This window comes from Chryseobacterium sp. JUb7 (assembly GCF_024806495.1).
GTDB lineage: Bacteria > Bacteroidota > Bacteroidia > Flavobacteriales > Weeksellaceae > Chryseobacterium.
The window spans coordinates 195,196-209,885 of the sequence record NZ_JANUFF010000006.1 but is presented as its reverse complement, the minus strand read 5'-3'; the positions used below and the strand labels follow the sequence as shown (position 1 = coordinate 209,885).

The following is a 14,690-nucleotide window of genomic DNA, read 5'->3' as shown; positions in this document are numbered from 1 at the left end:
GAATTCTAGCGATACCACAGGGGATTTTATGTTTTATCAGTAATGATGATACTTTATTTTATCACGGAAATATTTTAAAATCAACGATTATTCATCAATTAGTATTCATGTTTTTATATGAATTAATTTGATTTTGAAACATTTTTATTTTTATGGAGTTCAGAAACCATTCAAACGAAGCGAAACCGAAAAGCTAAACGAGTAGGACAATATTAAAACTAAAACATGAAGAAAATTCTTTATTTCTTATTGCTGCTAATCAGCTTGCAGTCTTTTGCCCAATGCTGGCAAAGCGTGAGCTCAGGCTTCAGCCATTCTGTAGGAATAAAAAAAGACGGAACATTGTGGACATGGGGTCTTAACGGTAATGGCCAGTTGGGAGACGGAACTACGACAAGTAGAAATAAACCAACGCAGATAGGAACGGCTAATAATTGGGCAAAAGTAGTGGCTGGTAGCTCGCATACTGTTGCTATAAAAACCGATGGAACACTTTGGGCTTGGGGATATAATGGCAGCAGTCAATTAGGTGACGGAACTACAATCAGTAAAAATGTTCCGACGCAAATAGGAACTGCCACCAACTGGCAAAGTGTAAGCGCAGGAATTGCTCAGACAGTCGCTATAAAAACAAACGGAACACTTTGGGGATGGGGAAATAACGGAACTGCCCAATTGGGAGGTGGAATTACCGCTGATATTACGACTCCGACTCAAATTGGCACAGCTACGAACTGGAAAACAGTTGTACTGGGAGGATATCATACACTAGGCATAAAAACCAATGGGACACTTTGGGCTTGGGGAAGTAACGGAGCAGGACAGCTAGGTGATGGTACCAATACAAGCAAATCTAACCCTATTCAAATTGGAATCGCAACAGATTGGCAAGATATTGCTGCAGGTCTTAACCATTCGTTAGCTTATAAAACAAGTAGTACTCTTTTTGCTTGGGGTCAAAATGATTTCGGTCAGTTAGGGGATTATACCAATACCAATAAAAATACACCTACAGTAATTACTACAGGGGTTAAAAGTATTGCAGCGGGTAACGGACATTCTATGTTCATTCTTTCTAACGGAAATACCTATACATGTGGAGATAATAGTTTTGGACAATTAGGAAACGGTACAGGAACAAATCAAAATTCACCAGCATATATCGGAACTGTAAGCAATGGACAAATGATTGTCGGAGGCAGAAAAAATACACTTTTTATAAATGTAGATGGATATTTATCAAGCTGTGGAGCTAATGATTCAGGACAAATAGGTGATGGCACGACTACTCAGAGATATTCATTTGTTCCGGTTGCCTGTGTTGTAAGTTGTAATCCTCCGACGCAATTATATACTTCTAATATTGCTTCTACAACGGCTACTTTAAATTGGTTACCGTCAGCAACAGCACCTACCGGAGGATATGTTTATGCATATGGTACATCTCCGACTATGGGAGCAGCCAATGGAAATACTGTTTCAACAACAGCCAATGCAACCAACTTATTGCCTAACACTACTTACTACTGGTGGGTAATGTCAAATTGCGGATCCAATCAAAGCGCTTGGATTCCCGGAGGATCTTTTACAACTCTTCCTCCTGCGGGTTGTTGGCAGAAAATTAGTGCAGGTAGTACCCATTCTTTAGGAGTAAAATTAGATGGAACACTTTGGGCATGGGGAAGCAACCAGTTTGGTCAGCTAGGTGATGGAACAGTTGTTGATAAAAATGCTCCAACCCAGATAGGATTGGCCAATAATTGGAAAAAAGTTGTTGCAGGTGCTCTGTATTCAATTGCAATAAAAACAGATGGAACACTTTGGGCTTGGGGCTACAACTGGACAGGTCAACTGGGAGACGGAACTACGATCAACAAAAATATCCCTACACAAATAGGAACCGCTACCGACTGGACAGAGGTTGATATAGCAAGCAATCATACATTAGCTATAAAAACAAACGGAACACTTTGGGCTTGGGGATATAATAATAACGGACAATTAGGAGACGGTACTACTGTAACTAAAATTGTACCTACACAAATAGGAACAGCAACTAATTGGAGAAGTATCGCAACTGGTATTGAGTTTTCTCTAGCCATAAAAACCAATGGAACACTTTGGGCTTGGGGAGCCAATGGATCAGGTCAATTGGGTGACGGTACAACGGTAAATAAAATAGCACCTATACAAATAGGAACTGCTACAGGTTGGACAAATATTGCAGCGGGAGCTTATCATTCTGTAGCAAGCAATGCAAATGGCTCTCTCTATACATGGGGACGAAATACCGAGGGACAACTTGGTGATGGTACCAATAACAACAGATCTACACCAGCTCCAGTATTTGATCAGATTAAAAGTATTGATGCAGGATGGTATTATACGGTAGGGACAATAACACCTGGAAATATGTTTTTTTGCGGGCAAAACAATTATGGACAGCTGGGTAACGGCACTACCAATAATAGTTCAAACTCAATTTCTGTAAGTAATGCTACCGACTTTAACATCGTTTCTGCAGGTGCATATCATACTCTTGCCCTAGATAATGATGCTTTTTTGAAAGCTACTGGAAATAACGAAGGAGGAAGATTGGGAGACGGTACTATAGTGAATAAAACTTCATTCACTTCTATCACTTGTCCGGTAACAGCAGTTTGTAACCCGCCGAGTCAATTGTACAGCTCTAACATAACTTCTTCATCAGCTAGCCTTAATTGGGTGGCACCAACATCGGCTCCTAGCGGAGGTTATCAGTATCTTTACAGTACAAATTCAACGATTGGCGGTATAAGTGGAGCTACATCTTCCACAACGGCAAATTTGACAAATTTATTACCTAATACTATTTACTATTGGTGGGTAAGCTCTAATTGTGGATCCGGCAGTCAGAGTCAGGCTAATTGGATAGCAGGAGGTTCATTTACTACACTTCCTACATCTACAACAGGTTGTTGGCAAAACTTTAGTCCCGGGGATACTTATTCATTAGGAATAAAAACCGATGGAACATTATGGGCATGGGGAGGCAATAATTATGGACAGTTAGGAGATGGAACGACTATTCAAAAGACTACCCCGACACAAATTGGAGTAGCCAATAATTGGTCAAAAGTATCTGCAGGTAAATTCCATTCTATAGCATTAAAAACCGATGGGACTTTATGGACTTGGGGATATAACAATAATGGACAATTAGGTGATGGAACTTTAGTAAATAAATCTACTCCAACACAAATAGGAACAGCAAATGATTGGACAAGTATTGCAACTGGAGACAATTATACAATGGCTATAAAATCCAATGGAACACTTTGGGCTTGGGGACTTAATGATAACGGACAGTTAGGAGATGGGACTGCAGTAAATATTTCTACTCCAACACAAATAGGAACAGCAAATGATTGGAAAATTGTAGCACCTGGAGTACTGCACACTGTTGCAATCAAGGCTAATGGAACATTATGGGCTTGGGGACTTAATAGTAATGGACAATTAGGTGATGGAACTTTAGTAAATAAATCTACTCCAACACAAATAGGAACAGCTACAAATTGGAAAAGTATAATTGGCGGATTTAATTATTCTTTAGGATTAAAAACCGACGGAACATTATGGGCTTGGGGACTTAATGGTAACGGACAATTAGGTGACGGAACTACAACTAGTAAAACAAGTCCTATACAAATTGGATCATCCACAAATTGGCAGAGTATTGATGCTAACAATTTTTATACTTCTTTAGGAATAAAAACCGATGGAACACTTTGGACATGGGGATTAAATGATGTTGGACAATTGGGAGACGGAACTATAGACTCTAAAACTACTCCAATGCAAATAGGAAATTCTACTAACAGACAGACTGTTATAGGAGGTTCATTCAATACATTTGTAATAGATAATAATGGATTTTTATCAGGTTGTGGGAATAATAGTACTGGTCAGATAGGAGATGGCACATATGTTCAAAGGAGAATTTTTGTTCCTGTCGCCTGTCCTACAAGTGCTTTAGCGGTGGATGAAACTTCATTAAGATCAAACAATGATCATTTGAAAGTTTTCCCGAATCCGGTACAGGATTATCTAAATGTTTCTTATAACGAAAAAATTGCTTCCGTGACAGTTTACAACGCAGCGGGGCAGTTGGTAACAACTAAAGTTATAAATGATACAAAAGGAACAATTGATTTTTCAGGATTTGCATCAGGAGTTTATCTGGTTCAGGTAAATACAGCAAATAGCATTGTGAAAACAGTAAAAGTTATCAAAAAATAAATTTAAAATTAGACTTTACAATATTAATTTTAGTTTAGGTTTAAATTAATTATAGTCAGCGTGTACGGATTTGTGCACGCTGATTTTTTTTACAATATTTTTATTTGAATAAAGAATAATACTTCTTTGATTATATTGATCATAACCAGCAGATAAAGTAATGCAGAAATCATAAATTTAATACATAATTCATAATGTCGTGATCTAAATAACGAAAGAATCTGATAGTTTCGCAAGCAATTTAAAAACTATTAAAAACAGACAAAATTAATTATGATTCAAAAAAAACTAATTGGATGGCTATTTATGTTTGCGATAACGACCATCGGATGCCAAAATGATGAGTTTTCCTCAACTTCAATGGAGGAAGAGTTTTCCTCAAAAGCCAATGTTAGCAAAGCGGCTATAGACGTAAGTGTCAATGCTTATGTAGATACAGGCAGCTATATCAGTTCGGGCTTTAGCTTTTTAAATCCATCTCAGATCGACAAAAACCGTCAGGCGATAGGCGGAAGTTCTTACACCGAAGTTTATGGATTCAACATTCCTGAGGAAAACAGAGTAAGAGGAATCCGCTGGAATACCGATGATGAAACGACATCAATCTGGAGACCTCAAGGAATTGCAGGTTTTACCAAAGATGGTGTTCGCTATCTGTTGGTGAGTTGGTATGCAAAAGATGATGCTGAATATAAAGGCTCCCGCATTACCCTTATTGATATTAGTCCGAGTTCACCTACTTATCTTACATATCGTCATATTTTGTTGGTGCAGCAAGATGTTCCGGCAAATGTGACAACTTATTCACAATATGGCTCTTACGCCCCATTGAATGTACATGCCGGTGGAATTGCTTATTTTAAAGATAAAATATATCTCAGCAGCACCAATTTAGGTGTTCGTGTATTTGATTTAAATAAAATAATTGAAGTAAGCACAGGCGACACGACCAATGATAGATGTGGTAAAGATGCCAACGGTAATTTATACGCCTTTAATTATCGATATATCTTACCTCAGATTGGATATCAAAAAATCAATAATGCCAGTCCTTTTTCTACGATTCAGGTGAATGATGAAGGGACTCAGTTCTGGACAGGACAATATTATGCAGGAAGCGCGGATGCAAGTATTGTTCCTCAAGTTTTTGGTTTTCCTGTTGACGCAAATGGTATGCTGCAAAACTCAGGAATTGTTTCGGTAGCTCCCAAAAACAGTCTTTTTGCGGATAATCATGCCCATGGCATTCAGGGCGTATTCAGAAAAGGAAACAGAACATGGCTTTCCTGTACCGGATCTCCGAGTAACTCTTATGGTTCCAATGCAAGACTGGCAAGGTATACCGATGGAGCTGATGATACTGTACGCTATCGATGGCCCTACGGAGCCGAATCTCTTTATTACGAATCCCAATATGGATATCTGTGGAGTCTGACGGAATATGAACCCAATGCCGGAGCACAGAATGGCAGCCAGGTCAACCGATGTATATTTGCTGTTGATTTTTCTAAATACGAATAATTATTTTTAAATCATTGATTTGTAAACAGATAAGCGTCATTGTTATAATAATGCTTATTAACTTTTTCTGGTAATGACCTGTTGTGCATTTTGATTTGTTTTCGTCAGTTCGAGTACATTTTTTCTCCACTTTGTTACGAAAAAACATTCGAACTGACGAATCTAATACCAAAATTTTGCAAAATGTACAACGGGAGGTAATAATAAAAAATATGGACCCTTGTTTTTCAGAGTACTAAGTATTATTTCTGATTAAGATATGATTGATTTCAGTCTTAAATTAATAAATTAGAAGATCAGATTCTGGAAAATATTATCTTTTGAAAGTGGTGATTGATCAGTTATCTATGACCGAATGGCATGTTTTTCTATTTTGCTTTTACAGAATTGTGATTTGGATCACACAGAAATAGTGACTTAAATCCTGTTTTTAAAAAACAAATATGATGAACTTTGTAATATAAAATTAAATAAATATAAAAATGAGTAAAAAAGTTTTATTTGTACTTACGAGTCACGATGAATTAGGAGATACAGGTCTGAAGACCGGATTCTGGACAGAAGAATTAGCAGCTCCCTATTATGCACTATCTGATAAAGGTGTTGAGATTACACTTGCATCTCCAAAAGGAGGCCTTCCGCCTATTGATCCGAAAAGTGAAGATCCTTCCGCTCAAACGGAAGCTACACGAAGAATGGATAATGATACTATTTTAAAGGATAAATTGAAAAATACATATAAGTTATCAGAGGTGAAAAGCGAAGATTTTGATGCTGTATTTTATCCGGGAGGACATGGTCCTTTATGGGATCTGGCGGAAGATAAAGTTTCTCAAGAGCTTATTGTTGATTTTTATTCAAATGATAAACCTGTAGGATTTGTATGCCACGCACCCGGAGTTTTAAAGGATGTAAAAATAAACGGTGAATATCTGGTAAACGGTAAAAAAGTGACCGGATTTACCAACACAGAAGAAGAAGCTGTTCAGCTGACAGAAATTGTTCCTTTTTTGGTAGAAGATATGTTAAAGAAGAATGGAGGAGTATACAGTAAGATCGCAGACTGGAATCCATATGCGGTAGTAGACGGAAAGCTGGTTACAGGACAAAATCCTGCTTCTTCTGAAAAAGTTGCAGAAGAACTGTTGAAGCTTATATAAACACTTTTCACGGCCTGTTTAAAAATAAAATTCGGCTGATTCATCTGTGAATCAGCCGACTTTATAAATCCCGTAGCTATCTTTTAAGTGACAGTAAGTACTATTTCTGATGAAAATATGATTAATCCTCAGTCTTAAATTTAATTGATTAGGAAAATATTATTTTAAAACTTGCTGATCATAAAGTAAATTATCATCTTCATCGAAACTGATGATCAGAACTTTATATTGTTTTGCAGTGTCATTATTGAAAAATTTAATTCTTGGCGGAACATAATCACTGTCAAATAAATTAGGATTCCAATAGAGTGTTTCTCTGGTATCATTGTCGATTTTCTTTGAAGGATCATCATTATCCAGCATCTCAATAGGAAATTCTGAAGGTTTATCATAACCTTTTACTAAAGATGAATTTTTATTTTCTGTTTGCTTTTTTTCATTATTTTTAGATTTCATATTGCCTCTCATGGTGTAGATCGCTACAGCATCACCTATTAATCCTGATCCTTTAATAATTTTCACCATCGCAATACTGCTTATAGGAAGGCTTGAAATCATACTGGGGTCGGTCTGTACTTCATCCAAATATAATTTAGCCTGTTGACCACGAATATAAGGTGCATTCACCCCTGAATTATCCCTTTGAAATGTTAAGCCCGCCGCTCTTCCTTGCAGCCAGTCTAGTATATTGCTTGATCCTGCGGCATGTTGATCTTCATTTACAAAATCGAATATAGTGGTATTGAGAGAGCTAAACATTCCTGTAGACAGTTGCTTGTCGAGTTCTTCTTTGGGATCCGCCTTTTTTCCTACTAATTTTACCTCTTCAATCTGCTCAATCTGCTCATGTGTTTTTTTTATGTTTTTCTGAGTGTTGATGGCTCTGGAAATTGATTGTGGAAGCTTTTTATTTTCGGCAGCTTTCACCAGTTTGTATTTTGTAGCAGGCAAATTGCCTTTAAATTCTGTAGGATTAACAAGGGGTTCTACCGTGACGAATAAATTATCGTTATTCACTTCTTTATTCTTTTCTGAATTGATAAATAATGAAACATTCAAAGGTTCATCAAAGCTAAGACTGTTTAAATAAATATATCCGTTCTGATCTGTTCGGAATTGACTTATAGTAGGCTCATTCTGACCTAATTTCAACATTAAATTTACATTGGTATCTTTCATCAAACCATTGTCTTTAACAGGTTTTACTTTATATGAAAGAAATTTTTGAGCATTGTTTTTTATGGTCGGTACAGATCCGTTAAGTACTGAATTCCAGTCAAATCTTTTCCAGGTTTCAGAAATCATCAAAGCGTCCAGGGCTTCACTGTTGGCATTTTTAGAAAAATACTGTGCCGGAGCATCTATTTTTGAGGTAAAATCTCCTGTCAGCCAAAGACCGCTCAATAAGTTTTCTTCTTCCGGACTGTTGGTGCCGTCATCTTCACTTACCAAAACGGTATAATTCTTAAAATGCGTCTCAGGAGAAAGGTCAATACTGTTGAAAGATCTTGGAGTTTGTTTTAAACTCTGATCGATCATTGTGGCCTTCTCAATCCTTAAATTATTGGGTTTTATAAAACAAAGTCGCTTTGCAACGAGGTTATCCTGATCATCAAAGATGGCTAATTGTAAAATCCCGTTGTTTCCATTGCTTATTTTCGTAGGAATAAGACTTGATACTTCATTCGTTAACTTAGAGATATTGGCTTTATAGGCAAGATGATTATTAATGGTTCCGACAATTTTATAATTTTGGAACTGCTGTTTTAAATTGACTCCTTTTAAGGTATATTTAACTCCTTCCTTCGAGCTGTAAACTTCCAGATTGATACCGCTGTCGGCAACAGGAGGCAGATCGATGGTCTGGTTTTTCCCCATATTGTCCTGAATAATAACCTGATATTTTTTTCCTAAAACGGGAGTTATCTTAAAAGCCCCGACATTTTTATCAAAAGATTTAAATGTAGCAATAGATATTTTTGGGTTTTGTGCATCTATTACTTTTCCGCTCCAGTTTTCAGGAAAAGAATTACTGGTTGATAATCTTACAGCGAATTTCGTAGGCATACCATCAATAAAATTTCCTCCTTCAGGGAAAGCTTTCGCAGACCAGTCAGAATTTTTAGAAATCTCTAATGTTTCAGTTGCATTCGGATTGTAAACAGGAATCGTTTTTACAATCTGAAAATCTTCACTGAAATTGTTCATATAAGGCGTATAAGCCCTTACGAAATAAACCTGCTCCGGAAGATTTTCTTTGAGTTTAAAATCTCCGCTGCCTTCGCCATTGGTAAGAAGTATGGTCTTCCAGTCTATTAATTTCTTATCAGAGTCGTATAATTCCACAAAAAGAGTAGTAGACAAATCAGAACGGTTATAACCATCAAATACAAAACTTTTGAACCAGATTTGGTCGCCGGCGGCATATTGTGATTTATCAGTAAGGAGATATACTTTTTCTTGTTCGTAATTATTCTCAAGATTTGTGATTGCTTTTTCCAGTTTCGTTTGTGATAATACAGGCTGTACCGTTGAAATAAGCAGTAGAAAGAAAATATTTTTCATAAAAATCTTAGCGCATTTTAATCCATTGCTAAAATACTCAATTAAAGACGTATAAAATTGATATTTATTGTCTAATCTGAAAAATTAAGGAGATTTTAATTAATTATTTGTGGGTAGATAAAAAAATATTAGAAGTCTCGATCTTAAAATATCTTAGATAGTGAAAGGTATCATATCCGATTTTGAATCAAGATATTCCATCTGAAAATAATACGTTTTATTTTTCTCAACATTGAAATTTACTCCTTTAAAATCAAGAAACAGACTGTTGTATAATTCTTCACATCTGGCCTTTAAAACAAATTGAGCGGATTTTCCTATTTCAATTGTAATTACGTTTTCAGTATATTTTATTGGCGATATGTAATTTACTCCTCTTTCTACTTTATTTTGATGCTCATCATACAGGTTTACGGTTCTCCTTGTAAAGCCTCCTGAATCATCGGATATATTGGATTTTATAATTTTTTCGGACAAATTGCATATACTTATTTTAAATAACAGAATTGTTTCTTCCCTCTCTATATCTACATCTATTTTAATCGTATTCACTTTTTTATACAACGATTGCCAGGTTCCTTCTAAGAAAAGCATATATCTTCCTGGTTGATATTCTCCATAAGAAAATAAGTAGATGAGATCATTATTTTCCAGATAGTGAATTTCTAATTCATTTTCAGAGGTATATTTTTCAACAAAACTATTATTAATTCGATTAAATTTATTTTCTTGAATTAATGTATTAAAACTTTCCTCATCTATTTCTTTTTTTAATTCCCTTAACGGACTGTTATAGAAATCAATTAATTTAATTTTTTGAGTTCCGATTTCAAAAACCTCGCTTAAACATTGTTCTTCATTTCCGTCAAATAGTTTTTTCTGAATGGATTCAATTTTTTGTATCATATTCAATTAATTTGCGGATGAAATGTATAATTGGACAAAAAAGAAGCCATCCGTTTGGTATAGCTTCATTGTATCTTTTTTTGTACATTGATATTAATTGCTGAGAATACCATTAAGGCTGCCGCTAAAATTAGTTTTGAGTTTTTCATGAGAGTTTTTTTGCAATGTTGGATAAATTCTTAGTGTAAAAAAATTGCTTTAATTTATTACGACAACTTATTAATTTTTTTTTGAAAATTTTATTATTAATGCGAAAATTGTTTAAACTTTGCTGTAAGCTGCATTGAAAGTAGCTGAAACAAAAATTATTAATCAGAAAAATAAATGTAATGGCTGGAGGATATGATATTTTCAGTATCTATAAAACAATTGATGATACACGATATTTTGTGCTGCGTACTATTTTACCGGAATTCAATAATGCATCTCAAAATGATGAAGATGAGAGTTGGGAAATCGAATCAAAATGTCGTTCACAACTTTTGAGATCTATCAAAAACCGGGAAAACTGTAATGATTTTGAACGTATAGGAGAATTGCATGGTTTTCCGATTGGCGATGTTTTTTACTTAAAGTTCGGGCAGCAGCAGCTTCCGGTGTATTATATGCAGACAGAGTCCGGAAAGCCATGGATTGTTTTTGGAACAGCTGATTCTGAAGAGAAATTTTTAAATGAATTAGCGGATGATGAAGATTTACAAGCCTTAAATCCTACAGGAAAAGTAACAAAAATTGATGCCTGCTTCATCACAGCAAATGATTTCTAATATTTATAGGTTTCTGATATTGATATTTATCGTCAAAACTTTTTATTTTGATTAAATTTGTGAAATAGCTATGATAAAATGTTTGAGATTTTCCTAAAATACCTTACCGAGAAAATAGATCTTTCTGAACAGGAAATGCAATTGATAGAATCTGTATGCAAGCCTAAAAAACTCCGCAAAAAACAATTTCTTTTACAGGAAGGAGAGGTTTGGCATTACAATGCTTTTATTTGCAGAGGTTTGGTGAAAACCTTTTCGATCGCTGAAAACGGAACAGAGCATATCATTAATTTTGCTCCGGAAAACTACTGGACGGGAGATCGCGAAAGTCTGATTAATGGAACTCCATCCCGCCTGAATATCGATGCGATTGAACCTACGGAATTAATCTTAATCGAAAAATCGGATTTTGAAAAGCTATGTGCAGAAATTCCCCAACTGAATCAATTGGTTAATCAGATTATTCAAAAAAGCTTTATCGTTTCTCAGGGGAGAATCTTAGCCAATATCAGTTTTACAGCGGAAGAAAAATATCAGAATTTCCTTGAAAAATATCCTCACATTGTCAATCGTATTCCACAGCATATGATTGCTTCCTACATTGGGATCACCCCGGAAACCCTTACCAGACTGCGTAGAAACAGGGTCGAAAAATAAAACCCCTCGTTTTCATTGACTTTTGTTTGCTTTTTTTTCAAGCTTTTGTCAATGGAAAAAGGCTTCCTGTTGTAGCATCTTTGTCTTATTAAAATAACAATTAAAAATAAGACAAAATGAATAAAACAGTTTTTATAACAGGGACAAGCACAGGTTTCGGAAAATTGACAGCAACAACACTTGCCAACGCAGGTTATACCGTAATCGCGGGAATGCGCGGTATTTCAGGAAAAAACAAAGCCGTGGCCAAAGAATTAGGAGCTCTTCCAAATTTAGAAGTGATTGAAATTGATGTGACAGACGATTCTTCGGTAACCCATGCTTTCGAAAAAGTAATCCAAAAATATGGCAAAATTGATGTATTGGTCAACAATGCTGCCGTTTCAGGTTTCGGATTATTGGAAGCGTATAGTCTGGACAGAATCCGCCAGATGTTTGAAGTCAATTTTTATGGGGTTATCCGGACTTACCAGGCCGTATTGCCTTCTATGAGAGAAAATAAAAGTGGTTTAATTATCAATATAACTTCCGGAGCAAGTGCTCATACTTCTCCTTTTATGGTTCCTTATTTTGCATCGAAATTTGGAGTTGAAAGCATAACAGAAGGTTTGCAGGATGAATTAAAACAATTTAATATTGACAATGTTTCCATACAGCCCGGAGTTTATCCGACAGAAATGAATACAGGTGAAAAGGCCGGTGTCAATGCCGACAAAACTGAGATTGCAGCACTTTATGATCCGGTGGCAACGGAACAATTCAATGCTATTGGAGCAGCATTATTCGGCAAGATGAAAGAATTTAATATGAATCCACAAACCATTGCAGACGGCATATTGGAATTAATTCAAATGAAAGAAGGTGCCCGCCCTTTACGTTTTCCACTTGATGCCGTGGCGCAGGGAACAGACCTGGAATTCATCAATGCCAGAGCCGAACTGAAAGCGAAATGGCTTGCCAGATACAGCGAATAATTAAAATTTTAAATAATAACTCAAAGGTTGGAATGTTTCGTTCCAGCTTTTGTTTTTTATGGAGTTTTTTATTTGGAGCTTAATCCTGCTTGGAATTTATGCTGAGCTTATCGAAGTAAAGCAATCTCTTGAAATACAAAGTTTCTCATTCCAAAAAACAGTTTTAACTTATCGGAATTTCCGACAATGCAATTCGATATTCTGGAGGAGTATTTTATTACTGACAATAATTCAATTATCAGAAAATAGCCTATTTTTAACCTTTAAACGAAATAACAATGAAAAAACTATTTTTTGCATTCTGCATGATGATCATGAGTGGATCTGGTGTAGCAATGGCACAGTCGAAATCAAAACCTGCAGAAACCAAAGAGTCTATGCTAAAGTCACTGCGAAATACAATGGCTAAAGAAATGATCGCAGATGGTTCTCCTAAAGACAAATCCGAAAATTTTGCCGATTGTTTTACGAAAGAATTAGGTGAAAAACTGACTGTAGATGAACTTAAAATCTTTTACAAACTAAGCAACACAAAACCAGGACAAGCTCCTCCAAAAGAACTGATACAAAAGGCTGAAAAAATGGAGCTAAAAGAAAAAATGGAAAATTTGGGAACAGATTGCGGAGCTCTCTTGCAATAACAGGATAATCAAACAATCTAAATAAGGCTTTAATAAACTAAAGGTTGGAATATTTTTATTCCAGCCTTCTTTGTTTTAATAATATTTAAAATCATCAATTTCATTGACATTTGTTTGTTTTTTTTTCAAGCTTTTATCAATGGAAAAAGGCTGCTGAATGTTGGAAATTTGCTTTATAAATAACAACAAAAAAATGATCACAATGAACAATTTAAAACAACAAATTAAAGCCAATACAACAGCTGTAGCAAGTGCACTTTTATTATCAGCAGCAGTTGCAAACACTTCCGCACAGGAAAAAACAGGGATTCTTGGAATAGATCACGTCGGAATCAATGTTCCGGATATGAAGCAGGCAGTGAACTTTTTTACTGATGTTTTGGGATTTTCGGCTGTAACGACTTTAGGACCTATTCCCTTGGATGATGCTTGGAAAAAGAACAATCATATGCAACCCAAAACAGGTCCTGTAACCATCAAAATGGTAAAAGCGGGAACAGGAGCCAATATAGAATTATTCGAATATAAAGACAACAAAGGAAGCACACAGCAACCGGGAGGAGATGACATCGGAGCCAGTCATATTGCTTTTTACACCAATGATATCAGCAAAAGTGTAGCTTATCTGAAAAGTAAGGGAATACAATTCTTAGGAGAACCGTTTTTGATGCCTTCAGGCGATACGGAAGGGGAGACTTGGGTTTATTTTGCAACACCTTGGGGTTCCAAAATGGAGTTGGTTTCTTACCCCAATGGAAAAGGCTATGAGAAAAATAATCCGGGAACAATTTTATGGTCACCAAAAGATGCTGTGAAAAACAAAACTGAAAAAACAGATTCAAACCTACTTACTGAGAATGAAATTCGTTCTTTAGTAGAAGGCCATTTAGCAATCTGGAACGAGAGAGACCTTAAAAAACGTGAAGTATTAATGTCAAAAATTTATGCAGCTGATATTGAAATGATAGACAGTCATTTTGTTGCTGTCGGGCACAAAGAAATTAATGGTTTTGTGGATGGATTGCAGCAGAAAAATCCTCTGTCCAGATTTTCTCATATCAAATCAATCGATGTTAATCACAACATTGCAAGACTGTACTGGCAGAACGGAACTCCCGAAAAACCTGACGCTGTTACCGGAATGGATCTCTTTGTTTTCGAAAATGGAAAAGCAGTTAAGCTTTATGTTTTCGTAGATAACAAAAAGTAAATTCTTTT

General features: G+C 35.8%; 10 protein-coding genes. 8 read left to right on the top strand and 2 right to left on the bottom strand.

What is annotated here, in order from left to right; all coding sequences use genetic code 11:
* Positions 1 to 225: 225 nt before the first annotated feature.
* The 3 genes from M2373_RS13255 (at position 226) to M2373_RS13245 (ending at position 6,962) form a co-directional block, all read left to right on the top strand.
* On the top strand, positions 226 to 4,281 hold the full coding sequence (locus M2373_RS13255) for a T9SS type A sorting domain-containing protein (RefSeq protein ID WP_259111509.1): 4,056 nt from the start codon (positions 226 to 228) through the stop codon (positions 4,279 to 4,281).
* 273 nt (positions 4,282 to 4,554) lie between these two features.
* On the top strand, positions 4,555 to 5,802 hold the full coding sequence (locus M2373_RS13250) for a hypothetical protein (protein WP_259111507.1): 1,248 nt from the start codon (positions 4,555 to 4,557) through the stop codon (positions 5,800 to 5,802).
* 482 nt (positions 5,803 to 6,284) lie between these two features.
* Positions 6,285 to 6,962 carry a type 1 glutamine amidotransferase domain-containing protein gene (locus tag M2373_RS13245; protein WP_259111504.1) on the top strand — a complete coding sequence of 226 codons (678 nt, stop codon included), beginning with the start codon at positions 6,285 to 6,287 and terminating at the stop codon, positions 6,960 to 6,962.
* 159 nt (positions 6,963 to 7,121) lie between these two features.
* Here M2373_RS13245 and M2373_RS13240 read toward each other — a convergent pair whose 3' ends face one another.
* Positions 7,122 to 9,527, bottom strand: coding sequence for a hypothetical protein (locus M2373_RS13240; RefSeq protein ID WP_259111502.1), 2,406 nt, complete (start codon positions 9,525 to 9,527; stop codon positions 7,122 to 7,124).
* A gap of 153 nt (positions 9,528 to 9,680) precedes the next feature.
* Positions 9,681 to 10,433 carry a hypothetical protein gene (locus tag M2373_RS13235; RefSeq protein ID WP_259111500.1) on the bottom strand — a complete coding sequence of 251 codons (753 nt, stop codon included), beginning with the start codon at positions 10,431 to 10,433 and terminating at the stop codon, positions 9,681 to 9,683.
* A gap of 329 nt (positions 10,434 to 10,762) precedes the next feature.
* Here M2373_RS13235 and M2373_RS13230 point away from each other — a divergent pair, with 329 nt between their 5' ends.
* The 5 genes from M2373_RS13230 (at position 10,763) to M2373_RS13210 (ending at position 14,682) form a co-directional block, all read left to right on the top strand.
* Positions 10,763 to 11,200 carry a hypothetical protein gene (locus tag M2373_RS13230; RefSeq protein WP_259111498.1) on the top strand — a complete coding sequence of 146 codons (438 nt, stop codon included), beginning with the start codon at positions 10,763 to 10,765 and terminating at the stop codon, positions 11,198 to 11,200.
* A gap of 78 nt (positions 11,201 to 11,278) precedes the next feature.
* Complete coding sequence (locus M2373_RS13225; RefSeq protein WP_259111496.1) at positions 11,279 to 11,857, top strand: Crp/Fnr family transcriptional regulator; 579 nt, start codon at positions 11,279 to 11,281, stop codon at positions 11,855 to 11,857.
* 116 nt (positions 11,858 to 11,973) lie between these two features.
* Positions 11,974 to 12,831 carry an SDR family oxidoreductase gene (locus M2373_RS13220; RefSeq protein ID WP_259111494.1) on the top strand — a complete coding sequence of 286 codons (858 nt, stop codon included), beginning with the start codon at positions 11,974 to 11,976 and terminating at the stop codon, positions 12,829 to 12,831.
* A 278-nt stretch (positions 12,832 to 13,109) separates the two neighbouring features.
* Positions 13,110 to 13,472, top strand: coding sequence for a hypothetical protein (locus tag M2373_RS13215; protein ID WP_259111492.1), 363 nt, complete (start codon positions 13,110 to 13,112; stop codon positions 13,470 to 13,472).
* Between the two features lie 202 nt (positions 13,473 to 13,674).
* Positions 13,675 to 14,682, top strand: coding sequence for a VOC family protein (locus tag M2373_RS13210; RefSeq protein ID WP_259111489.1), 1,008 nt, complete (start codon positions 13,675 to 13,677; stop codon positions 14,680 to 14,682).
* Positions 14,683 to 14,690: the final 8 nt, after the last annotated feature.

What these genes read in the sequence shown, in the direction of transcription:
- M2373_RS13255 (WP_259111509.1), top strand. Translation starts at nt 226, where the DNA reads ATGAAGAAAATTCTTTATTTCTTATTGCTGCTAATCAGCTTGCAGTCT.
- M2373_RS13250 (WP_259111507.1), top strand. Translation starts at nt 4,555, where the DNA reads ATGATTCAAAAAAAACTAATTGGATGGCTATTTATGTTTGCGATAACG.
- M2373_RS13245 (WP_259111504.1), top strand. Translation starts at nt 6,285, where the DNA reads ATGAGTAAAAAAGTTTTATTTGTACTTACGAGTCACGATGAATTAGGA.
- M2373_RS13240 (WP_259111502.1), bottom strand. Translation starts at nt 9,527, where the DNA reads ATGAAAAATATTTTCTTTCTACTGCTTATTTCAACGGTACAGCCTGTA.
- M2373_RS13235 (WP_259111500.1), bottom strand. Translation starts at nt 10,433, where the DNA reads ATGATACAAAAAATTGAATCCATTCAGAAAAAACTATTTGACGGAAAT.
- M2373_RS13230 (WP_259111498.1), top strand. Translation starts at nt 10,763, where the DNA reads ATGGCTGGAGGATATGATATTTTCAGTATCTATAAAACAATTGATGAT.
- M2373_RS13225 (WP_259111496.1), top strand. Translation starts at nt 11,279, where the DNA reads ATGTTTGAGATTTTCCTAAAATACCTTACCGAGAAAATAGATCTTTCT.
- M2373_RS13220 (WP_259111494.1), top strand. Translation starts at nt 11,974, where the DNA reads ATGAATAAAACAGTTTTTATAACAGGGACAAGCACAGGTTTCGGAAAA.
- M2373_RS13215 (WP_259111492.1), top strand. Translation starts at nt 13,110, where the DNA reads ATGAAAAAACTATTTTTTGCATTCTGCATGATGATCATGAGTGGATCT.
- M2373_RS13210 (WP_259111489.1), top strand. Translation starts at nt 13,675, where the DNA reads ATGAACAATTTAAAACAACAAATTAAAGCCAATACAACAGCTGTAGCA.